Source organism: Nocardia sp. NPDC088792, assembly GCF_044750615.1.
GTDB lineage: Bacteria > Actinomycetota > Actinomycetes > Mycobacteriales > Mycobacteriaceae > Nocardia.
In genome coordinates, this window is the sequence record NZ_JBIVKC010000004.1 from 381740 (window position 1) to 402074 (window position 20335).

20 protein-coding genes and 1 pseudogene are annotated in these 20335 nt (G+C 67.0%); 13 read left to right on the plus strand and 8 right to left on the minus strand.

What is annotated here, in order from left to right; all coding sequences use genetic code 11:
- Positions 1-99 precede the first annotated feature (99 nt).
- Positions 100-879 carry a helix-turn-helix transcriptional regulator gene (locus ACIP5Y_RS28295; protein WP_400354533.1) on the plus strand — a complete coding sequence of 260 codons (780 nt, stop codon included), beginning with the start codon at positions 100-102 and terminating at the stop codon, positions 877-879.
- A 3-nt stretch (positions 880-882) separates the two neighbouring features.
- Here ACIP5Y_RS28295 and ACIP5Y_RS28300 read toward each other — a convergent pair whose 3' ends face one another.
- Positions 883-1722 (minus strand): LLM class F420-dependent oxidoreductase, encoded by an 840-nt coding sequence (locus tag ACIP5Y_RS28300; protein WP_400354535.1) that lies wholly within the window; start codon positions 1720-1722, stop codon positions 883-885.
- A 132-nt stretch (positions 1723-1854) separates the two neighbouring features.
- On the opposite strand from ACIP5Y_RS28300, the gene ACIP5Y_RS28305 reads away from it, so the two are divergent.
- Positions 1855-2238 (plus strand): DUF4282 domain-containing protein, encoded by a 384-nt coding sequence (locus tag ACIP5Y_RS28305; RefSeq protein ID WP_400354537.1) that lies wholly within the window; start codon positions 1855-1857, stop codon positions 2236-2238.
- A gap of 1 nt (position 2239) precedes the next feature.
- Here ACIP5Y_RS28305 and ACIP5Y_RS28310 read toward each other — a convergent pair whose 3' ends face one another.
- The 5 genes from ACIP5Y_RS28310 to ACIP5Y_RS28330 all read right to left on the minus strand — a co-directional run bounded on the left by ACIP5Y_RS28310 (position 2240) and on the right by ACIP5Y_RS28330 (position 6301).
- Positions 2240-2653, minus strand: coding sequence for a lipopolysaccharide assembly LapA domain-containing protein (locus tag ACIP5Y_RS28310; protein ID WP_400354539.1), 414 nt, complete (start codon positions 2651-2653; stop codon positions 2240-2242).
- 76 nt (positions 2654-2729) lie between these two features.
- Positions 2730-3698: a glycine betaine ABC transporter substrate-binding protein gene (locus tag ACIP5Y_RS28315; RefSeq protein WP_400354541.1), complete on the minus strand. Its 969-nt coding sequence runs from the start codon at positions 3696-3698 to the stop codon at positions 2730-2732.
- A complete protein-coding gene (locus ACIP5Y_RS28320) occupies positions 3695-4447 on the minus strand; it encodes an ABC transporter permease (RefSeq protein WP_400354543.1) in 753 nt (250 codons plus the stop codon). Before ACIP5Y_RS28320 ends, ACIP5Y_RS28315 begins: the two co-directional genes overlap by 4 nt.
- On the minus strand, positions 4444-5658 hold the full coding sequence (locus tag ACIP5Y_RS28325) for an ABC transporter ATP-binding protein (protein WP_400354545.1): 1215 nt from the start codon (positions 5656-5658) through the stop codon (positions 4444-4446). Before ACIP5Y_RS28325 ends, ACIP5Y_RS28320 begins: the two co-directional genes overlap by 4 nt.
- Positions 5651-6301 carry an ABC transporter permease gene (locus tag ACIP5Y_RS28330; RefSeq protein WP_400355840.1) on the minus strand — a complete coding sequence of 217 codons (651 nt, stop codon included), beginning with the start codon at positions 6299-6301 and terminating at the stop codon, positions 5651-5653. Before ACIP5Y_RS28330 ends, ACIP5Y_RS28325 begins: the two co-directional genes overlap by 8 nt.
- A gap of 312 nt (positions 6302-6613) precedes the next feature.
- On the opposite strand from ACIP5Y_RS28330, the gene ACIP5Y_RS28335 reads away from it, so the two are divergent.
- Genes ACIP5Y_RS28335 through ACIP5Y_RS28355 form a run of 5 tightly spaced genes read left to right on the plus strand, consistent with a single transcriptional unit; the run spans position 6614 to position 12362 of the window.
- The gene (locus ACIP5Y_RS28335) at positions 6614-8338 is read left to right on the plus strand and encodes a hypothetical protein (RefSeq protein ID WP_400354547.1); all 1725 of its coding nucleotides are present in this window, start codon (positions 6614-6616) and stop codon (positions 8336-8338) included.
- Between the two features lie 35 nt (positions 8339-8373).
- Positions 8374-9609: an FG-GAP repeat domain-containing protein gene (locus tag ACIP5Y_RS28340; RefSeq protein WP_400354548.1), complete on the plus strand. Its 1236-nt coding sequence runs from the start codon at positions 8374-8376 to the stop codon at positions 9607-9609.
- Entirely contained in the window at positions 9606-10046 is a 441-nt protein-coding gene (locus ACIP5Y_RS28345) for a hypothetical protein (protein ID WP_400354550.1), read from the plus strand. The genes ACIP5Y_RS28340 and ACIP5Y_RS28345 overlap by 4 nt, the downstream gene beginning before the upstream one ends.
- 13 nt (positions 10047-10059) lie before the next feature.
- Positions 10060-10581: a hypothetical protein gene (locus ACIP5Y_RS28350; RefSeq protein WP_400354552.1), complete on the plus strand. Its 522-nt coding sequence runs from the start codon at positions 10060-10062 to the stop codon at positions 10579-10581.
- 29 nt (positions 10582-10610) lie between these two features.
- Entirely contained in the window at positions 10611-12362 is a 1752-nt protein-coding gene (locus ACIP5Y_RS28355) for a hypothetical protein (protein WP_400354554.1), read from the plus strand.
- Positions 12363-12408: 46 nt separating this feature from the next.
- On the opposite strand, the gene ACIP5Y_RS28360 is transcribed toward ACIP5Y_RS28355, so the two are convergent.
- Both ACIP5Y_RS28360 and ACIP5Y_RS28365 read right to left on the minus strand, forming a co-directional pair.
- Entirely contained in the window at positions 12409-14016 is a 1608-nt protein-coding gene (locus ACIP5Y_RS28360) for an FAD-dependent oxidoreductase (protein WP_400354556.1), read from the minus strand.
- 98 nt (positions 14017-14114) lie between these two features.
- Positions 14115-15158 (minus strand): AraC family transcriptional regulator, encoded by a 1044-nt coding sequence (locus ACIP5Y_RS28365; protein WP_400354558.1) that lies wholly within the window; start codon positions 15156-15158, stop codon positions 14115-14117.
- 189 nt (positions 15159-15347) lie between these two features.
- Between ACIP5Y_RS28365 and ACIP5Y_RS28370 the strand changes: the two genes are divergently transcribed.
- The 6 genes and pseudogenes from ACIP5Y_RS28370 (at position 15348) to ACIP5Y_RS28395 (ending at position 20280) form a co-directional block, all read left to right on the plus strand.
- Positions 15348-17054: a hypothetical protein gene (locus tag ACIP5Y_RS28370; RefSeq protein WP_400354560.1), complete on the plus strand. Its 1707-nt coding sequence runs from the start codon at positions 15348-15350 to the stop codon at positions 17052-17054.
- 11 nt (positions 17055-17065) lie between these two features.
- A pseudogene (locus tag ACIP5Y_RS28375) lies at positions 17066-17839 on the plus strand (NAD(P)-binding protein); the annotation flags it as partial.
- A gap of 220 nt (positions 17840-18059) precedes the next feature.
- Positions 18060-18293, plus strand: coding sequence for a GMC oxidoreductase (locus ACIP5Y_RS28380; protein ID WP_400355842.1), 234 nt, complete (start codon positions 18060-18062; stop codon positions 18291-18293).
- Positions 18294-18554: 261 nt separating this feature from the next.
- On the plus strand, positions 18555-18911 hold the full coding sequence (locus tag ACIP5Y_RS28385) for a hypothetical protein (protein WP_400354562.1): 357 nt from the start codon (positions 18555-18557) through the stop codon (positions 18909-18911).
- A gap of 50 nt (positions 18912-18961) precedes the next feature.
- On the plus strand, positions 18962-19483 hold the full coding sequence (locus ACIP5Y_RS28390; RefSeq protein ID WP_400354563.1) for a carboxymuconolactone decarboxylase family protein: 522 nt from the start codon (positions 18962-18964) through the stop codon (positions 19481-19483).
- Positions 19480-20280 carry an SDR family NAD(P)-dependent oxidoreductase gene (locus tag ACIP5Y_RS28395; RefSeq protein ID WP_400354565.1) on the plus strand — a complete coding sequence of 267 codons (801 nt, stop codon included), beginning with the start codon at positions 19480-19482 and terminating at the stop codon, positions 20278-20280. The genes ACIP5Y_RS28390 and ACIP5Y_RS28395 overlap by 4 nt, the downstream gene beginning before the upstream one ends.
- Positions 20281-20335 lie beyond the last annotated feature (55 nt).

Below are 20335 nucleotides of genomic sequence, written 5' to 3' on the forward strand. Positions count from 1 at the left end.
TCCTGCTGGTCCACCCTTTCCCTCAGCGTCGCCCCGGCCGACCCGCGGTTACCAGGACATATGTCTCCTAGGAGTGCCACACCCACCTAGCATGACGAGGTGTCAGCCAACAGGTTGGGAGAGTTCCTCCGCGCACGCCGCGAAGCCGCGCGGCCCTCGGACGGCCCGTCGCCGCTCCGGCGGCGCACACCGGGCCTGCGGCGTGAGGAAGTGGCCACGCGCGCCTCGATCAGCGCCGACTACTACAGCCGCCTCGAGCAGGGACGCGAGCGGCATCCCTCGGCGCAGGTGCTCGACGCCCTCGCGGCGGCGCTGGGACTTTCGACGGCCGAGACCGGCTACCTGCACAGTCTGGTCGCGCCACCGCCGGGGTCGGAGATCGTGCGGGCAGGTCGTGCGACGCCCAATGAATACCTGTTGCTGGTCATGGGGTCATGGTCGCTGGGCCCGGCCTATATCGTGAACCATCGCAGCGATGTACTCGCCCGTAATCAGCTGGCGCAGAGGATCTTCGAGCGTTTCGAATACCCCGACAATGTCCTGCGCATGCTGTTCCTGGATCCGGCCGCGCGGCAGACCTGGGCGGAGTGGGATACGTTCGCGAGATTCCTGGTCGGCGGCGTCCGCCGGACCATCGGCCCCGCCGTCGACGATCCGGCCACCGCGGCCCTGCTCGCGGACGTATCCGGTAAGAGCCCGGCCTTCGCGCAGCTGTGGAACAGCCACGAGATGAACGTGCACGAACACAAGGAAAAGACGCTCCGCGATGCGGACCTCGGCGAAATCAAGCTCGACTTCGAGCTGTTGACCGCGATCGACACCCCGAACCAATTCCTGGTTCTGCACCGGACAGCTACCGAATACGTCCTGCCGCAATGAGATTCAGGCCAATGGAGCCAAAGCTTCCGCGAGTGGGGCCAGGATCTTCGGGGTGTGCGGGGTCGGCAGGTAGACGATGGCCAGATCGAGGCCCTCGGCGGCCAGGGCGGTGATCTGGTCGATGGCCGGCCCGAACGAGCCGTCCTCGCCCAGGCGGATGTGGCTGGACAGGGTGATCTCGCGGGGATCCCGGCCGATATCGGCGCAGTGGGCGTGCAGCACATCGCGTTTGCGGGCGAATTCCTCGGCGGTGCCGCCGACGAAGTTCCAGTGTTGTGCGAAGCGGGCGGTGGTGCGCAGGGTGCGCTTCTCGCCATTGCCGCCGATGCCGATGGGCGGGTGCGGGCGCTGCGGGCCCTTGGGCTCGTTGCGGGCCTCGGTCAGATCGTAGAACTTGCCGTGGAAGCTGGTGGTCTCCTGCGACAGCAGGCCGACCAGTACCTCGCACGCTTCCTCGAAGCGGTCGCTGCGATCGCGCACACTACCGAGCTCCAGACCGTAGGCGCCGGATTCCTCCTCGTTCCAGCCCGCGCCGATGCCGAGTTCGAGGCGGCCGTTCGAGATGATGTCCAGCGTGGACACCATATTGGCGAGCACGGCCGGATGCCGGTAGTGGATGCCGGTCACCAGCGTGCCCATGCGCAGCCGGCGCGTTGCCTGCGCGAGCGCGGTGAGGGTGATCCAGCCTTCCAGGCAGGGCCCGGTCGAATCGGAGAAGATCGGATAGAAATGGTCGAAGTTCCAGCCGGATTCGAAGATTTCGATGTCGTCGGCCTCCCGCCACACGGCGAGCATGTCGGCCCAGGTCGTGTCCTGCTGTGAGGTTTTGAATCCGAAGCGCATGTCCGCCAGCGTAACCGGGTCGGTGCTATTGGCACGGGATGTCAGACGCCTGCCACAACGGTTCCGCCGCGGTGCCGATGACTGTGTCACGCTTTATGCGGGCGTCTCTAGCAAGGTGAGGAGACGATGCTCATGACCTTTCAACCACCGCCAGGACCGGGTGTCCCCGGTAACCCGGCGTTCCAGCCCCCGCTCGGCAGCACCGGATTCGATACCTCTCCGAAGGGGTTCTTCGCATCGCTGTTCGACTTCAGTTTCAGTTCCTTCGTCACACCACGGGTCATCAAGGTGCTGTATGTGCTCGTGATGATCGTGGCGGGTTTCGGCGCATTGGGCCTGCTCATTCTGGGATTCGAAGTCAATCCCATCGTCGGCATTCTCACCCTGATCATCGCCTGCCCGCTCTACTTCTTCATCGTCGTGGCGCTGTATCGGGTTGCCTTCGAGTTCTTCATGGCCATGTTCCGTATGGCCGAGGACATTCGAGTGATCCGCAACAGAGGCGGCCTCCGGTAACTCACTGCTCTCGGTGAGTGCGCGCCAGGCGGGTGAACGCCTGGCGTAGCTGAATGATCCGGACTCCTCCGGCCACCGCCATGACCAGTATTCCGACGCCGACGGCGACCAGAATGGCGACGCCCACCGGCAGGACGAAATGCCAGCCGAGGAAGCCGAAGCGCACGCCGGTCGTGTTCTGGACGACGAAGATCAGGAGGATTACCAGGAATACGCCGCCCAGACTCAGGCTCACCCAGATGCTGCCGGCTCGGGTTCGCTCGACCTTGGCCTGCGGTGGCGGTTCGATGGGCGCCGGCTGGATGGGTGGCGGCTCTATCGGTGCCGGCGGGGCAGGACCGGGTTCGGGCTGCGGGTGTTCCGGCTGGCGTGGATACGCCAGGCTCTCGCTGGGTGGGTTGTCGGTCGGGTTCACGGTGACCTCCCTTGACCTGCGGCGGCGGAACAGCCCGCTATCTCCGGCATAACCGCATTCGGCCTGTTCAAACGTGTCAGTCCGTCACGAACTTCTCCGAGACGAGCCACTCGCGAGCGACGGCGGCGGGATCGCGGCCTTCCAGGTCGACCTTGCGGTTCAGGCCGGTGATCGTTTCGTTGGTCAGCAGGCGTGAGATCGGTGCCAGGACGTCGGCCACTTGCGGGTGGGCGTCGGCGAAGGATTTCCGCATCACCAGTGCCGCATTGTATTTCGGGAAGAAGCCGAGATCGTCGTCGAGGATCTTCAGGTTCAGCGCCTGGATGCGGCCGTCGGTGGTGGCGACCGACCCGAATTGGCAGGAGCCGCTCGCGGTGGCGGTGTAGACCAGTGCGTCGTCCATGATCTTCTTGTGGACCTTGCCGACGTCGATGCCGTATTTGCGGGCCATGCCCGGGAAACCGTCCTGGCGCACACTGAATTCGGTGCCCAGGCAGGTGGCGCCGGTGCTCGGCTCGGTGTTCACGGCGCGGGCATAGTCGGAGAGGGTTTTCGTCCCGGTCCGCTCGGCGCTCGCAGCATTGGTCACCATCGCGTAGGTGTTGTTCATCGGCGCCATATCCGCCCACAGCATGCCGTGCGCCGCCAGGTCGGCGGCGCGGACCGCCTCGAACTGTTTCTCCGAGTCCGGGATCGGCGTTTCATTGCCGAGGTAGTTGATCCAGCCGGTACCGGTGTAGTCGTAGGCGATATCGACCTGGCCGTGTAACTGGGCGTCCCGCAGGCTGTTCGAGCCGGTGATATTGGTGAGGTCACGTACCTGCGCGCCCGCCGCGGTGAGCACGAATTCGATGATGTAGCCGAGAATGTTCTGTTCGGTGAAGTCCTTGGAGCCCACCGTGATTGCCACGCCCTTCAGCTGCGGCACGGGACGGATGCTGCCGGGCCCGACATGCAGTGGCACGGCGCCACCGGATTCCAGCCCGCAGCCCGCCACCAGCAGCAGACCGATCGCGGCCAGCACCGCACCCCAGCGCACCCTCATCGCAGACCCCGCGGACCGAGGAACTGCTCGGCCAGTGCGCCCAGCCAGTCGACCAGCAGCGCCAGCGCCACCGCCAGCAGTGCCCCGACCCACAGCGTGACGTTATCGCGCAGCTTGTAGCCGGTATCGATGAGAATGCCGAGCCCGCCCGCACTGACCAGGAAGGACAGGGTCGCGGTCCCGACCGCCAGCACCAGCGAGGTACGCAGGCCCGCCAGAATGTAGGGCACGGCGAGCGGAAACTCTATGCGGCGCAATACCGTCAGCGCGGACATGCCCTGTCCGCGCCCGGCGTCCACCAGCGTCGGATCGACCTGCTGGTAGCCGAGAATGGTGTTGCGCAGTACCGGCAACAGCCCGTAGAACGCGATCGGCGCCACCCCGACCCAGAATCCGGTCTGCTGGGTGAGCAGGTAGTACAGCACGATCAGGCCGATCGCGGGGGCCGCAGCACCCACATTGGCGATGCCCACGAAAAGTGGTGCCAGCCTGCGATATCGGGGCCGGGTCAGCAGTGTCCCCAGCGGCACCGCGACCACGATGACTATCGCGACGACCGTCGCCGTGATCACCACGTGCTGGCGGGTCGCGGTAATGATGTTGGTGGCATTCACACTGGCCTGCTGGGTGGCGTTCAACTGCCGATCGAATGCCCACACCAGGACCCCGGCCGCCAGCGCCACTGCCAGCAGCGGCTGGACCAGCAACCGGATCAGGTCGGCGCGGCGCTCGGTGGACGGCGCGGTCATGGCTGCTCACCCGCAGCCCGCTCGCCCGGATCCTTTGTGGCTCCGGCGCTTTCGGCCCGCATGCCGGACAGGTGCGCGACCAGCGTATCGATGGTGATCAGGCCCGCGTACTCGCCACGGCGACCTGTCACAACAGCATTCGCGGTGCTCTCCGCGAGCAGTGTCTCCAGGGCCTGCTGCAAGGACGAGCGCAGCGCCACCGTACCGGTGACCGGTAATCCGACGTCCCGCAGCGATTCCGCCTGCGCCAGCCGCTCGGCCGACACCCAGCGCAGCGGGCGGCGCTGGGCGTCGAGCACCAGGCCCCACTTCCACTCCCGTTCGGCGAGCGCGGCCCGCAGCGGCGCGATCTCGTCGGTGACCGCGGCCGTGGGGCATTGCCCGAGTTCGACATCCTCGACCCGGGTGAGTGTGAGCTGCTTCAGCGCGGCATCCGCGCCGACGAAACCGGCCACGGTGTCGTCGGCGGGGGCGGCGAGGATCGCGGCGGGAGTGTCGTATTGCAGGAGCCGGGACTGGTTGCCCAGCACCGCGATTCGATCCCCCAGCTTGACCGCCTCGTTGAAATCGTGGGTGACGAATACGATCGTCTTGTGCAGCTCGGCCTGCAGCCGCAACAGTTCGTCCTGCAGCAGCCCGCGAGTGATCGGGTCGACCGCGCCGAACGGCTCGTCCATCAACAACACCGGCGGATCCGCGGCCAGCGCACGCGCGACGCCGACCCGCTGCTGCTGCCCGCCCGACAACTGCCGCGGATACCGGCGGCGGAAGGTCTCCGGATCCAGGCCGACCAGCTCGAGCATCTCGTCCACCCGCGCCCCGATCCGCGCGCGATCCCAGCCGAGCAGCGTCGGCACCGTCGCGATATTGCGCGCCACCGTCTGATGCGGGAACAGTCCGGCCTGCTGGATCGAGTAGCCGATCTGCCGGCGCAGGCGATCCGGATTCTCCCGCGTCACATCGCGACCGGCAATGGTGATGGTGCCCGAGCTCGGCTCGATGAGCCGGTTGATCATCCGCATGGTGGTGGTCTTGCCGCAGCCGGACGGGCCGACGAATACCACGATCTCACCGGCCGGAATCGTGATCGAGAAGTCCTCGACCGCCGGATCCCGTTGCCCCGGATACCGTTTGGTCACCGAGTCCAGCACGATCTCGGCCCCGCGCGGCTCCTGCGCGGAATCGTTTCCCGCGGTGGCGGTTTCAGTCACGAATCCCCCTCGGGGTGGTGAGCCGGCCGACCAGGGCCAGCACGGCGTCGAGCAGCAAGGCCAGCACGATGATCAAGACTGTTCCGGTCAGCGCCTGCGGAACGGCGGTCGGGCTACCCAACCGCGCCAATCCCGACAGGATCAGATTCCCCAGCCCTGGCCCCTTCGCATACGCGGCCATGGCGAGGATGCCCATGATCATCTGGGTGCTGACCCGCATGCCCGTCAGAATGGACGGCCAAGCCAATGGCAATTCGATGCCGATCAGCACCCGCACCCGATTCATACCTACCCCGCGCGCGGCATCGGCCACCGCCGGATCCACTCCGGCCAGCCCGATGATCGTATTCCGCAGAATCGGTAACAGCGCATACAGCACCAGCGCCGTCACCGTCGGTCGCACGCCGAGACCCAGCACGGGAATCAGCAAGCCCAGCAACGCAAACGACGGCACCGTGAGAATAATGCTCGCCACCGCGGTGGCCAGCGCCGATCCCCACCGGCTGCGATGCACCGCGATCCCGATCGCCACCGCGATCACCGTCGCGATCAGCATCGACTGAACAACCGCGGAGACATGCAGATACGAATCCGTCAGCAATTGCTGCCGATGATCGGCAATGAAGGTCCACAGCGTGTTCAGAGTCCCGCCCTCCCATCTAGGAGTCCACCGGACAGTGTATTGATGCGAACCGGACAGCGGGTACTTTCAGGACTCCCGGGCGATTCCTTCGCCGGTGCCGGTCGGTCGGTTGCGGGATGATCGGAGCGGCCGGCGGCCACACTGCCGCGGGCTCACCCGGTTTCGTTACCCGCCCAGTCGTGCTTGTCGGCAATTGTCAACTTCCTGGCCGTCCGCGAACTGCCGATTCGATCTCCGAGGCACTTCAATTCGGACATGAGACCTGGATCACTGCCGATCCGGGCCGAGCCTGAGTTGAGCCAGGAGGTCCGGGTGCGTAGAACCCGTCGTATTCGTGGTCTGGCCGCGCTGCCGGCGGCGGTGCTTCTCGCCTGGGGTGGGTGTGTGGCCGCCACACCGGCACAGGCCGACCCTTATCCGGCGCCGCAACCGCCGGATCCGTCGTATCTGTTCACCGAGGTCGGGCAGCTGTTCACCGGGACCGTCGTCGACGCGCTGACGCCCGGACAACTCGAATACTTCGTCAACGCAGGCATTCTCACCAATGCGGGCCGGTTGGCGCAGCCGTTCGTCGATCTGACCAGGCCGGAGACGTGGCATACGCCGCAGGGCGCGGCGGGGGCGCTCGCCGCGGCGCAGAAGTTCTGGGACGCGCTGACTCATGTCGCGCCGTTCGGGGTGAGTTTGCCGACGCATCCGGCCTATGTCCCGGACTGGAATCACAATGGGCAGTTCGGCGTCGCGGACGCGGACGATCAGACCCACGACGACGACTACGACGATCCGCAGTACGCCGAGGCCGAATTCCGGATGCCGTGCAACAATCCGGACGGCAGCGTGTGGTTCGAAACCACCGGCGGCTCCTGCGCCCCGGGCGATTCCGGCGCCGAGTTCGCGCTGGGCACGGTCAAGAAGTTCCGGATGGTCAATGCGCGCGGCATCTCCCTGGCGGGCAAGGTGTTCTTCCCCGCGGGCGTCGACCCGGATCATCCCGGCAGCGAAAAGTATCCGGTGGCAATCGGATTCCCGGGCGCCAGCGAACATCAGAGCGATGTCGGCATGTACGCGGAGGGCGCGGCCCGCAACGGCTTCGTCAGTTTCACCTTCGCGCAGGCCGGGCAGCCCGCCAGCGACGGCAACGCGCTGGATCTGATCACACCGCTGCTGGCGTCCTGGGGTTGCTTCGCTCCCGGCTCCTGCTTGGATGCCCAAGATGTCACGAGATGGGTTGCGGGCCAGGACATCACGCCGATCAGTGACCTGAACAACGAACTGGGCAATCTGCTGCGGCTGCAGAACCCGCGCCTGGTGCGGATCAACCCCGCCTATGCACCGGCCGGGGAGAATCAGCGCAATCCATGGCTGGACCTGCTCGATCTCGATCACATCAATCTGTGGGGCCAGTCCGTCGGGTCGGTCGGCATGTCGTCGTATCTGCGCTGGCAGGATCAGGGTCACGGCTATGACGGCCGCCCGATCCCCAAGGTCGACTCGTTCGTGGGCATGTCCGGCTTCACCCAGGCGCCGTCCTCGGCCGCCGTGCAATATCAATCTGCGGATTTCGATATTCCCGGCCTCAACGAGAACGGGCTCATCATCCCCAATCCGGTGTTCTCGGTGACCGACGGCCCGATCGGTACCAAGGATCTCTACGATATGGAGCGGCGCGATCCGCGCAGCACCGCCCCGATGATGACCGTCACCTACGAGGGCGGCAGCCACGGCGACTCCATCAACTGGCTCGGGGTGCCGCACAATGCGAAATCGCCTGCGCTGTCGGTGCATTACGCCATGGCCTGGTTCAACTGCTACGGCCGCGCCGATGCCGATCAGGCGGCGTGTGACGCATTGCGGCAGCCGACCGATGGGCTCTCGCGCGCGGTCGCGACCGAATACGCGCCGCAGGGCCACGACGGCCCGAGCCTGTGCGTCACCATCCCGGACCGCGCCACTCTGGAACAGGTGCTGCGTCCGCAGATCTTCATCCAGAACCTCACCAGCAGTCCGGGCTGGCACGACTGCACTCCCCAGCAGTAACCGGCACCCGCGCGAATTCGGCAGGGAAACAAGATATGTGGACACACAGGACACTGCTCACCACGGGCGCGATAGCGGCGGCGCTGACCTTGCCCGGGCCGATCGTGCCCGCGGCGACGGCGGCACCGGACTCCGGTTCCAGCGCAACAGGATCCACCGGACCGAATCCGGTCTTCGAGGATTCCGTGGAGTATTACGCGGGCGGACTCGGCTCAGGCTATGGCTCGCAGACCATGGCGACCGGCGATTTCTTCCATGACGGCAATCAGTCCGTCGCGGCCACGGGGGTGGCGGGCGGCGTCGCCATCCTGCGCGGCGACGGGCACGGCCATCTGGCGCGCACGCAGTTCATTCCCACCGAGATCGGCGCGAATGCCGTAGTGGCGGGCGATCTCCGGGGAACCGGGAATCTGGATCTGGTGGTGAGCAATCAGCTCAGCATCACGGTGCTGTTCAATGACGGGAGCGGCCACTTCACCGTCGACCGCAAGTACTCGCGGGATCCCAACCCGAATGTCACGTATCGCACCGGCGGATTGCCGGTGGGCGTGCAGCTCGCGGATTTCGACCACACCGGGCATCTGGATATCGCCTTCAACAATCTGGTCCCGTTGCCCGGCGCGATCGGCGTCATGCACAACGATGGCACCGGGCATTTCGCCGATCCGCAGTGGCTCGCGGCGGGTCTGATCCGTTCGACGGTCCTCACCGCCGACCTGACCAATTCCGGCTACGCCGACATCATTACCGGTGATCTGGGTACGACCGGATTCTGGGTGCTGCTCAACGATCATCACGGCGGTTTCCTGCCGCCGCGCTGGAATTTCCTGCCGCTGCCCGATGAGGATCTCAAGGCCGTGGACATGGACGGCGACGGCAATATCGATGTCATCTCCGCCAATGTGGCGGCCTTCAGCTTCTCGGTCATGTACGGCGATGGGCACGGCAATTTCGGGCCGCCACAGATGACCTTCGGTCCCATCGGCCCGTGCGCTGTCGCGGTCGGCGATTTCACCGGCAACGGCCGCATGGATGTCGCGGCCGAACAGTTCGCACCGTCGACGGCCATGATCTACCGCAATAACGGCGATCGCACCTTCAGCTACGTCGAACAGCACACCGTCGGGCTGGGTTCGCAGGCCGCCGAGGCCGCGCGGCTGGACAACGACCGCCACGACGACCTCATCTCCATGAGCATGCTCTCCGAGTCGGTGGCCGTGCTGCGCAACCGCATTCCGCTCAATCCCGATGAAGGGCAGCAGGATCGATGAAGAACAAGATCGCGGCCGGACTCGCCGTGGCGGGCGGAACGCTCGCCGTCACGTTGGGCGCACCGCAGGCGCATGCCGTGGAACCGACCCTTTCCTGGGGTGCGAGCTTCGGCGGCACCAGCGTCAATCACTTCACGACCGTGCCGGCGGGCGCACTGCTCGACGGTGATATCGCCACCCTCACCCCGGCGATCCAGCCCGGCATCCTCGGCGTGCTGTCCACAACCGCAGGCAGACATTGTGTTTCCGGCCGGTTCGCCTTCTATCCGAAGGATGGCAGCGCGCCCGAGCTGGTGCCCGTGGGGCAGACGTGCGGACTGCCCATCGTCTACGCGGTCACCGCGAGCCGCCCCGCCGGGGACTACGCGGAGGTATGCGGCGAAGTCGCGACCGATCCGTACCTGACGCGAACCTGCCTGCGCTTTCCCAACGACTGACGAAAGTTCCGCCATGACTTCGACTTTCACCCGCCGCATCGTCCTCGGGACGGCGCTGGCCGCCCTGGCGGTCGTCCCGGCCGCACCGGCACTGGCCGATACTCCCCTGCCGCCCGCCGTGAACGAACCGGCGGCACCGGAACCCGCTCCCCTGCCACCCGGCCTCACCACCAGCGCCGGCTGGCTGCCGCCGATCGACTTCGACATCGATATCGCCGGATTCGACTTCAAGCACACCGACCTGACGCCCGAGTGGACGACCTACGACGCGGGCAATTGGTATGTCAGCCCTGACCTTCCGATCTTCACCCTGGGCTGGCTGGCGGACCTGAAGCTCGGTGACGCCGGCGGGGCGGACGGCGAGATGACCTTCTATCTCAAGGACGGCAGCCAGGAAGTGGTCCCGCTGCACTCGAATCTGACCATCTGGAACTACCTGTCCCAGCATCCGGGCCGCGACTACGCCATGGTGTGCCACCGCGCCGCCCGCCCGGGTGACGCGGGGCAGCGCACCTGCTTCCGCTTCGTCAACTGACCCGCCGCGAGCAGAGAGACAGCACATCGATGGGATCCCCCACCCGCCTCCGCGGCCTGACCGCGCTCACCGCCGTGACGGTGGCCGCCTCGAGCTATCTGGCCACCGGCGCCATCGCGGCCGCGGACACCGAAACCCCGGGCCGCACCGAACGAGTCGTCGAGAACTGGGGCGGTATCGAGGTCCGCGAGATCACCCTGGACAGTCCGATGCTGCCTGCCGCGGGCCCGCATCCGCCGGCGTGCGACAAGATCAGCTACCTGCGCTACCGGCTCACCGACGGCCCCGAGAATCCGGAACGGGCCGACGCGGTGCTGGTCATGCAGCCCGGCGCCACCGGCAGCGCCTACTCGATGGATCGGGTCGCCCGGAATACGCTGCACGACCTGGCCGCCCAGGGTAAGCAGGCCGAATGGTGGTCGCTGGCCCGGCGCGGCGTGTGCCAGCAGGACGACACCGGTATCGAAGCGGCACGCGCGGCGGGCGACTACCGCATCGCCATCGACTACTACTACAACCATAAAGAGATCGGCGGGAAGCAGTTTCCGGGCTGGCGCGGATTCTGGGGCGACAAGATGGGCGCGGACTTCGGCGTCGCCCAAACCTCGCAGGACGAAAACGAGATCCTCACCCGCGAACTGCCCGATCAACGCTTCCGGCAGACCAAGACGCTGTGCGGCGGGCATTCTCAGGGCGGTCTGCTCACCGGCCTGTTCGCCGCCACCGACTTCACCGGCCACCGCGAGGACGCCGGCTACAACCAGTGCGCCGGTTTCGTCGCCCTCGATACCCTGGTCACCGCCGATCCGGTGGGCCTGAAGGTGGATCCGCTGTTCAGTCAGCTCAGCACCCTGGGATTGGCGCTGCCCGAGGCGATTTCGACGGCCCTACTGAAGTTCGGCCTGGCCCCGGCCGACAATGCGCTGATCCCCATCTTCAATCCGCAGACCTTCAATGCCCTGTCCATCCTGGGCCTGGCCGCCCAATTCGAGCCCGACGCCGAATCCGATGTACTGAAACGGCTTCCGGTCACCTGGGGGCTGGACAGCACCTTCCGGGTCGGCGGTGCGAACACCTGGCTGGATGCGCTCACGGGCGCGAATAATCTGCGTGACTTCCGGTTCACCAATCGTGCGGCCTTCGGCCAGCTCCTCAGCAAGAACGGCATGAACATCGGCCTGGACCAGGTCAGCCTGGGCGCGCTGGCGGGCGGCCAGGTGCAGGAGAAGACATTCCCGCTGCCCGATGGGCTGCAACGCATTCCGCTGATCGGTCTCGGTGTGGGCGGTGTGCTGGGGCACGAGAAGCGGGTCGGTCCCGTCGATCCGGCCACGCTCTACACCTGGGACGACTACCGCCACACCCCGACCACCTTCTACACCGACCCGTCCAAGGAGGTCGTCGATATCGACGACTTCGCCCGGATGGTCAGCGGCCCACTAGGATTCACCGAGTGGTACTTCCCGACCCGGGTGCTCTACGACACCTTCCTGGCCTTGGCGGGCAGCCGCACCGGATCGCTGTCGAATATCAAGTACAACGCCGAGGTCATGCAGAAGCCGATGATCACCATCAACGGAACCGGCAGTGTCGTCAAGGATTTCCTGGACGCACAGGACATCGCGGCCTCGATCATCCCGTTCGCACCGCACTTCCAGCGGGTGCTCGTCCCGAATTACACCCACATCGACACCCTCGCCGGCGCCGAAACCCAGAACGACGGCAGCCCGGACCCGGTAGGCGTCGCCATTGCCGACTTCACCGACCGAACCATCGGCTGAGACCGCCACGGCCGGAGTGCTCATGCCCGGGCTCGAGTGCATTGGTTCAGCGCGCCATCGAGGAGGCGGCGTGCGGCACCTGTGCCATGGCGGCCTCCGTCATGGCACAGATCGTCAGGCTCGGATTGACCCCGACATTCGCGGGCACTGCCGAGCCGTCGCAGATCAGGAGATCGGGGTAGCCGAAAACCCGGTGGTGCCGGTCGATCACGCCGTGGTCGCGGTCGGCGCCGATGACGGCGCCGCCCAGGAAATGTGCGGTCATGGGTGCGGAGCCGAGGGTTTCGGTGAGGGCGGCGAGCGGGCTGCCGTTCATGTGTTGCGCGGCCAGCGCCGCCACGCGCCGCGCGGTGTCGACGGCAGACGTTCCGGCCGGCGGCGCACCCGCCGCCTGCGTCCGCAAACGGCCGGGACCGAATCCCCTGCGCAGGCGCAGTGATACGTCGGTGCCGCGCATGACCGTGAAGATGATCGTCCGGCGTGACCAGTGCCGGTGTCGCAGCAGCCGCAGCAGGTATGCCGGATAGTCCCGCAGGAACTGTGCGCCGCGTCCCCACCGGGTGCGGGCCGTGGGGACGGGACCGTAGGACAGGGCGAGTAATCCGCCGCCGTCGCCGTAGGTGTTGTTGGTGATGTGGGTGTGCTCGTCGAGGAAGATGCTCGACGTGATCGCCACATCGCTGCGGTAGTCGGCCTCGGGTTTCGTGGTCGAGGCGGCCGGGATGGATTCGTCGTTGGTGCGCACCATGTCTCCGAGCCGGTCCGAGAGATTCGGCAGGGAGCCCCGGCGTTTACAGGCGGCCAGCAGTTCGTTGGTGCCCAGCGCGCCCGCGGCGATCACGACCCCGCGCGCGGTGAATTCCCGGGTGCGGCCGCGCGGCAACCCGGGCCGGCGGGCTCGCACGCGGAAACCCTCCGCGCCGGCGCTGTCACCCAGCGGGGCTATATCGGACGCCTTGAGTTCGGGAAGCACTGTGGCCCCGGCCTTTTCCGCCAGCCACAGGTAGTTCTTCGGCAGGCTGTTCTTCGCGCCGTAGCGACAACCGAGCATGCATTGCCCGCACCGGACACAGCCGGTCCGCGCCGGGCCCGTGCCGTCGAAATACGGGTCCGGAACCGTCTTTCCGGGCGTACCGAGGTAGACCGCGGTCGGTGTGTGCCGATAGCCCTCGGGCACGCCGAGTTCCGTCGCCAGTTCCCGCATGAGACTGTCCACCGGTCGCTCGCCACGATAGGGCGCCACCCCGAACATGTGCCTCGCGGTGCGGAAGTGGGGCGCCAATTCCGCCCGCCAGTCGGCCAATTCGGCCCACTGCGGATGCCGATAGAAATCATCGTGCTGCGGCTCGTACATGGTGTTGGCGTAGACGAGGCTACCGCCGCCGACGCCTACTCCGGCCAGCACCGTGGCATGCCGGTACGGGGCCAGGCGCAGAATTCCCCGCAGCCCCACGCTCGGCAGCCACAGGAATCGTCGCAGCTGGGTGGCCCGCTCGGCGAAATCGGTATCGGCGAAGCGGCGGCCCTGTTCGAGCACGCCGACCCGATATCCCTTCTCCGACAGTCGCAATGCGCTCACCGCGCCGCCGAATCCGCTGCCGATCACGATCCAGTCGAAATCGAACCCGCCGTCGCCGGGCCGGGAAGTATCCACGTCTCATCCTCCGCACTGCCTTGTTCCCGGCACGCTATCGATGCCGATATCGGCACGACCAGGGCAGTCGCGGACTCGCGATTGATATTTCCCGACGGCTACACCAGTTCGGGTATCCGTGCGGGTCCGCGTCCCCTGCGGGCGCGGTATTCCTGTGGCGGGCAGCCCTTCCAGCGCCGGAAGGCCCGGATGAACGAGGCGGCCTCCGCGTAGCCCAGCCGGGAGGCCACTTGTTCGGTGGTCATGGCGGTGCGGTCGAGCAGTTCCTCCGACAGCGCCTGCCGCACCTCGTCCAGGAGCGCCCGGAAGGAGGTGCCCTCCTCGTTGAGCCGCCGGGACAGGGTGCGGGAACTCATGAACAGTTCCGCCGCGACCGTCGCCTGGTCCGGGATGTGCCCGGGGCTGCGCACCAGCCGATCTCGGACCGCGCCCGCGAATCCGGTCCGGGCGTGCCGCCGGGCGAGCAGATCACGGCACATCTGTTCACAGGTGCTGCGGGCCCACTCGTTGGCCTGCGGCAGCGGCATGTCCAGGTAGGCCGCGGCGAAGGCCAGTTCGTTGCGGGGCGCGCCGAATTCCGGCTCGATGCCGAGCACCTCGCGATGGCGAGCGGTATCGGTGGGCATACTGTGCCGGAAGGTGATGCGGTGCACCGGGACTCCGGCCGAGAAGAGTTCCTTGCTGAGCATCTGGATACCGGTCATCACCCGCTCGGTGAGGAAAGCGCGCACATCCTCGGGGACCTCGTCGTCGTCGAAGACCAGCCGGGCTTCGGTCTCGTTCTCCTCGAAGCTCAACTGCCCGAAGGCGAAAGCCAACTCCACGTACCGCAACGCTATCTCCACCGCATCGCGCAGGGTGCGACTGGACAGCATGGCCAGGCCCCACGGACCGTAGAGCGAGACGTGATACCGGCTGCCCGCCTCCACCCCCAGCCCGGGTTCGGCACCGAACCGGGCGAGCAGATTGCGCACCACGGTCACCTCCTGGCGGGCCGTGGCTTCCGCGTTCGGATCGATCACCGCCTCGGTGGACAATCCGGTGCCCGCGAGGCACGCGGCCGCGGGCATTCCCCGTTCCTCCCCGATCCGCGTCATGATGTGGACGCTGGAGGTATTCCGCAATAGATCCCAGTCGAACATGTGCGCACAGTCCTCATCGACTACCAGCTGATGTGCCGAATATTAACCGATGTTCGGGCGATATTGACCCAGACAGCCGGATCCTTTACCTACGACGCCGTTCTTCCCCCGGTCAAGCCCCGGTTTCGCTGATCTTCCTACCCTCGATTCAGGGTATCGAAGTAGTGAGATCGAGCGAGAGGTTCGGCAGTGACCCGTACAGAAGAGATCCTGGAAACCGCCGACGACATCCGGGTCAGCATGGTGACGCGGCACGCACCCCTGCCCGATGGCTTCCCCGCTCATCCCGCCGACTGCGATGTCCTGCGGCACCTGCGGGTCAAACGCGTTGCCGCGCCCGATGATCCCGCCGCCGCCGACGTGATCATCGCCCTGCTGCCGGGCGCCATCGCGGGCGCACGCTCGCTGCAACCGCTGGGCCGCAATACCGTTCGCAATCTGGCGGCGGCCGGGCTCACGGCGGAGGTGTGGGTCCTGGACCGCCGCGCCAACGGTGTGGAGGACCACTCGGCCATCGAGATCGCCATGGCCGAGGGCGACTACCACCTCGCCTTCGACTATTACTACGGCGGGAAATCGGTCGGCGGCCGGGTCTTCGGCGGCTTCCACCGCGACCGCGATCTCGGATTCCTGGCCGAATTCGGTTCCGCCCGCACGGTCGAGGACACCCACGAGGTGCTGCGCCGGGAGATCCCCGATGCCGATCTGCGCGCTCAGAAGGTGATTCTCGGCGGGCATTCACTGGGCGCGATCCAAGCCGGCACCTACGCCGCATGGGATTTCGCCGGTCGGCCCGGACACGAGCAGATCGCCGCACTGGTGGCGCTGGATTCCATCACCCACCTGGATCCACTGCGGCTGTCCCGGCGGCGCGCGCTGGCCGGACCCACCGGAATAGCGGCCCGCGCCATCGAGCGCGCTCCCCTGCTCATGCGCCGCGGGCTCGCGCCCAACAGCACCGCGGTCCTGAAGGGCGGCTGGGGCAATGCCGAAGCCTTCGCACTCATCGCGGCCGTGGCGGCGGCCGCGACCCTGGCGCCGGAGGAAGAGTCCGATATCCTGCGACTGCTGCCCCGGCACGGCACCCCGGATCTCCTCGTCCGCGGCTCGACGGCGCGCACCTGGCGCGAATTGCTCACCCGTACACCCGATTACCGCCGGTTGCGGCTCACCAACCAGGCCCTGCTGGGCCTACTGGGCGGCGCGCACACCTCGGTGAACTTCGCGGTGCTGTCCATGAGCTGCGGCACCCTCGACAGCGCCGAAGTCGCACCGCGGACCTTCCCGCTCTCCTTCGAAGCCGGCCAAGCCCCGGGCGTGCGCACGCTGTACCGCGCCGCCTGCGGCACCGCACCCCGCTACAGTCCGACCTCGTTCGAGACCCTGTATCGCTGGCGCGACTACGACCGTTGCGGAACCGGCGACGCCCCAGCACAATTCACGCGCACCGGCATACCGGCCGTCACCGCCGACAGCGAAGTGGTCAGCCTCGCCGAACTCGCGCCGATGCTGGCGGGCGGGCGGCTCAATGTCTTCGAGGACTACTTCCCGATCCGCCAGCCCCTCGACGCCGCCGCCGCCCTCGGTGGCTGCCGCACCGGATCACTCGCACCGCTGCGCCACGAACAAGGCGCGGCCCGGCTGCCGTTCATCAATCTCATGGGCCGCTCCAGCTTCACCCACGCACTGACCGGACTCGGGGTCTTCCCCGACCAGGGCGTGCACTGGTTTCCCGGCTACCTGCACTGCGATGTAGCGGCCGGCGCCGACCCGCGCGCGGACGGCACCCCGGAACCCATCGCGGCGACACTGGCGGAATTCGCCCGGACCACCGTGACCTCGACGCGGAGGAGCAGCGATGTCGGCGGCCTGGACGGCGCGCTGGGGCTCAAATGACGGGGGCAGGCATGACACACGATTTCGATTGGCTCGTCATCGGTTCCGGCTTCGGCGGCAGCGTGTCCGCACTGCGGTTGCGGGAGAAGGGATACCGGGTCGGTGTGCTCGAGGCGGGGCGGCGATTCTCGGACACCGATTTCGCCGAACGCGCCTCCCAGGTGCGGCGTTATTACTTCCTGCCTGCGCTCGGCATGAAAGGCATCTTCCGGCCCACGCTGTTCAAGGATGTCTTCGTGGTTACGGGCGCGGGGGTGGGTGGCGGATCGCTCGCCTACGCGAACACGCTCTACCGCAGCCGCCCGGAATTCGCCCGCAACCCGCAGTGGGCGCATCTCGGCGACTGGGATGCCGAACTCGCACCGCACTACGACACCGCCGAGCACATGCTGGGTGTGACGAGCCTGGTAGAGGACACTGCCGCCGACACCTTGCTACGGGAGTATGCCGCCGAGCACGGCTTCGGCGGCACCTATGCCCGCAGCCGGGTCGGCGTCTTCCTCGGCGAACCCGGAAAGACCGTTCCCGATCCGTATTTCGGCGGTGCGGGCCCCGAACGCGCGGGTTGCGTCCGGTGCGGCTCGTGTCTGCTCGGCTGCCGCCACAATGCCAAGAACACCCTCGTCAAGAACTACCTGTGGTTCGCCGAGCAACATGGCGCGCAGATCCTGGCCGAGCGGACCGTGATCGATATCCGGCCGCTCGGCGCGGCCGACGGCAGCGACGGCTACGCGATCACCAGTGAGCGCACGGGCCGCTGGGTGCGCCGGGATCGCCGCACGCACACCGCACGCGGCGTCGTGGTTGCGGGCGGGGCGCTGGGCACCAATCGATTGCTGTTGCGCTGCAAGCTGTCCGGATCCCTGCCCCGGCTCTCCACCCGGCTCGGGACGCTCCGGGTATCCGGTGCTCACCACCGTGCAGGATCCCGAACATCCCATCCCGCAGTTCATTCCGGCGGCCTACGCCGCCGCCGAGGCCATCGCCGCCAGGATCGGCGGCGTGGTGCGGGCAGCGGTACCGGAGGCGATCCTGTCGATTCCCACCACCGCGCACCTCCTCGGCGGCGCGGCCATCGGCGATTCACCCGCCACCGGCGTCATCGACGCCCGGCATCGGGTTTACGGCTACCGGAACCTCCTGGTCTGCGACGGGGCGGCGATCCCGGCCAATGTGGGCGTGAATCCGAGCCTCACCATCACCGCCATGGCCGAGCGGGCCATGAGCTTCATCGAATAGCCGACACGCGGATCACTTTCCCGTCCAACGAGGTTCGCGACGTTCGCGGGCGGTTCATCCGGATCACCAGGGTCCGGCCGTCGCGTACTCGTTCCACGGTCATCCGCTGATCATTGCGGACCGTCCGGTTCGCGCCCAGCGGGGTGGCCGCCGCGGTCAATCGATCGGCCGGTTCGGTAATTCCGGGCTCGCGGATGCATGATGTCGGCACTCTCCGGCATCCTCGGAAGAGACCGACGTTCATCACGCCCGGAGCACACCATGACGACCCGCCGAAACACCTCCACCTCATTGTCCGACACAGATATCCAGCGGATCGCCGCAGAAGTCGAAGCAGGCCGCTCGCCCCGAGTCTGGTTCACCGCCGACGCCGTCGGTATCGACGAAGGCCGATCCGGCAAGGTGGTCGCCGTCGCCGACCCCACCGAACCCGATTACCTGCACGTGCTGCCCACCGGCAGCGACGACGCCCTCGCCTTCTCCCCCGACGAGCTCAGCATCACCAGACCACCCAGGCGACAACACACCACCCACAAGCAGCACCACCACGCCGACACCACCTCCCCCTCACTGTTCGACGACTTCGACGGCCACAACCGTGTCGCCGAACGCCCATAACGGAATAATGGCCTTCGGCGAGTGATACGTCCGGCGAAAGGCGTTGTGCGATGCGGATTCCCCTCACTGACGAAGCCGACTGGGACGAGCGGACCCGGAAGACGCTCGATCAGCTCCAGCGGTTGAACATCTTCAGGGCCCTCGCACATCATCCCGATCTACTGCATCGGTGGCTGGTGTTCGGGCGGCATGTGCTCGGCGGTTCGACCTTGCCGGCGCGGGAGCGGGAACTGGTCATTCTGCGGACCGGGTGGCGGTGCGGGTCGGAGTACGAGTTCGCGCAGCATCGGGTGCTGGGGCGGCGCACTGGGCTGACCGACGCGGAGATCGACAAGGTCGCCTCGGACGCCACCGACTGGGCTGCGCGGGACACGGTGTTGTTGCAGGCCACCGACCAGCTCATCGCCGACCATCGCCTGGACGACGAGCTGTGGAAGGCGTTGTCGCAGGATTGGTCTCGACAGCAGATGATGGATCTCGTATTCGCCGTCGGGCAGTACACGCTGGTCTCTACCGCGCTGAACACCTTTCAAGTCCCCCTCGACGAGGGATTGCAGGGGTTCCCGTCATGACCGGACGGCTGCAGGACAAGATCGCGATAGTCTGCGGCGCCGGACAGACTCCCGGCACCACCATCGGAAACGGGCGCGCCACAGCGATTCTCTTCGCCCGCGAAGGGGCGCAGGTGCTTGCCGTGGACCGCGACGCGAAGTCACTGGAGGAGACCTGTGCGATGATCGCCGAGGCGGGCGGCACGGCCCAGCCACTGGTCGCCGACATCACCGATACCGCCGACTGCGGCACGATCGCACGCACGGCGATCGATGTCTTCGGCCGAATCGATATCCTGCACAACAACATCGGTATCGGCAGTCGCGACGGCAGCGCGCTGGACATCACCGAGGAAGCCTGGGATCGCATCCACGCGGTCAATCTGCGCGGGCCGTGGATCCTCTGCCGCGAGGTCGTTCCGCATATGCGGGAACACCGCGCGGGCGTGATTCTCAATGTCTCGTCCATCGCCGCGGTCTGTTCGGCGCCGCTGGTCGCCTACAAGGTCTCCAAGGCGGGCCTCAATGCCCTGACCCACGCCCTGGCAATGGAGAACGCCGCCTTCGGAATTCGCGCGAACGCCATCATGCCGGGCCTCATCGACACCCCGATGGCGATCGAGGGCATCTCCGCCGCACTGGGCATGGACCGCGATGAACTCCGCGCGGCCCGCAACCGGATGGTCCCCTTGAATCGCCACCAGGGCACCGCCTGGGATGTCGCCCACGCCGCGCTCTTCCTCGCCTCCGATGAGGCCGCCTTCATCACCGGCGTCCTGCTGCCCGTCGACGGCGGCCAGAGCGCCCGAATCGGCTGACCTCCCGATCCGGGCACGTTTCTCAGCGTCGCCACAGCGACCGATCACTACCGTC

Excerpts from the sequence above, each read along its gene's own strand:
- ACIP5Y_RS28340 (WP_400354548.1), top strand. The coding sequence starts at position 8,374 with ATGTGGACACACAGGACACTGCTCACCACGGGCGCGATAGCGGCGGCG.
- ACIP5Y_RS28315 (WP_400354541.1), bottom strand. The coding sequence starts at position 3,698 with ATGAGGGTGCGCTGGGGTGCGGTGCTGGCCGCGATCGGTCTGCTGCTG.
- ACIP5Y_RS28355 (WP_400354554.1), top strand. The coding sequence starts at position 10,611 with ATGGGATCCCCCACCCGCCTCCGCGGCCTGACCGCGCTCACCGCCGTG.
- ACIP5Y_RS28365 (WP_400354558.1), bottom strand. The coding sequence starts at position 15,158 with ATGTTCGACTGGGATCTATTGCGGAATACCTCCAGCGTCCACATCATG.
- ACIP5Y_RS28305 (WP_400354537.1), top strand. The coding sequence starts at position 1,855 with ATGACCTTTCAACCACCGCCAGGACCGGGTGTCCCCGGTAACCCGGCG.
- ACIP5Y_RS28345 (WP_400354550.1), top strand. The coding sequence starts at position 9,606 with ATGAAGAACAAGATCGCGGCCGGACTCGCCGTGGCGGGCGGAACGCTC.
- ACIP5Y_RS28385 (WP_400354562.1), top strand. The coding sequence starts at position 18,555 with ATGACGACCCGCCGAAACACCTCCACCTCATTGTCCGACACAGATATC.
- ACIP5Y_RS28350 (WP_400354552.1), top strand. The coding sequence starts at position 10,060 with ATGACTTCGACTTTCACCCGCCGCATCGTCCTCGGGACGGCGCTGGCC.
- ACIP5Y_RS28320 (WP_400354543.1), bottom strand. The coding sequence starts at position 4,447 with ATGACCGCGCCGTCCACCGAGCGCCGCGCCGACCTGATCCGGTTGCTG.
- ACIP5Y_RS28390 (WP_400354563.1), top strand. The coding sequence starts at position 18,962 with ATGCGGATTCCCCTCACTGACGAAGCCGACTGGGACGAGCGGACCCGG.
- ACIP5Y_RS28395 (WP_400354565.1), top strand. The coding sequence starts at position 19,480 with ATGACCGGACGGCTGCAGGACAAGATCGCGATAGTCTGCGGCGCCGGA.
- ACIP5Y_RS28300 (WP_400354535.1), bottom strand. The coding sequence starts at position 1,722 with ATGCGCTTCGGATTCAAAACCTCACAGCAGGACACGACCTGGGCCGAC.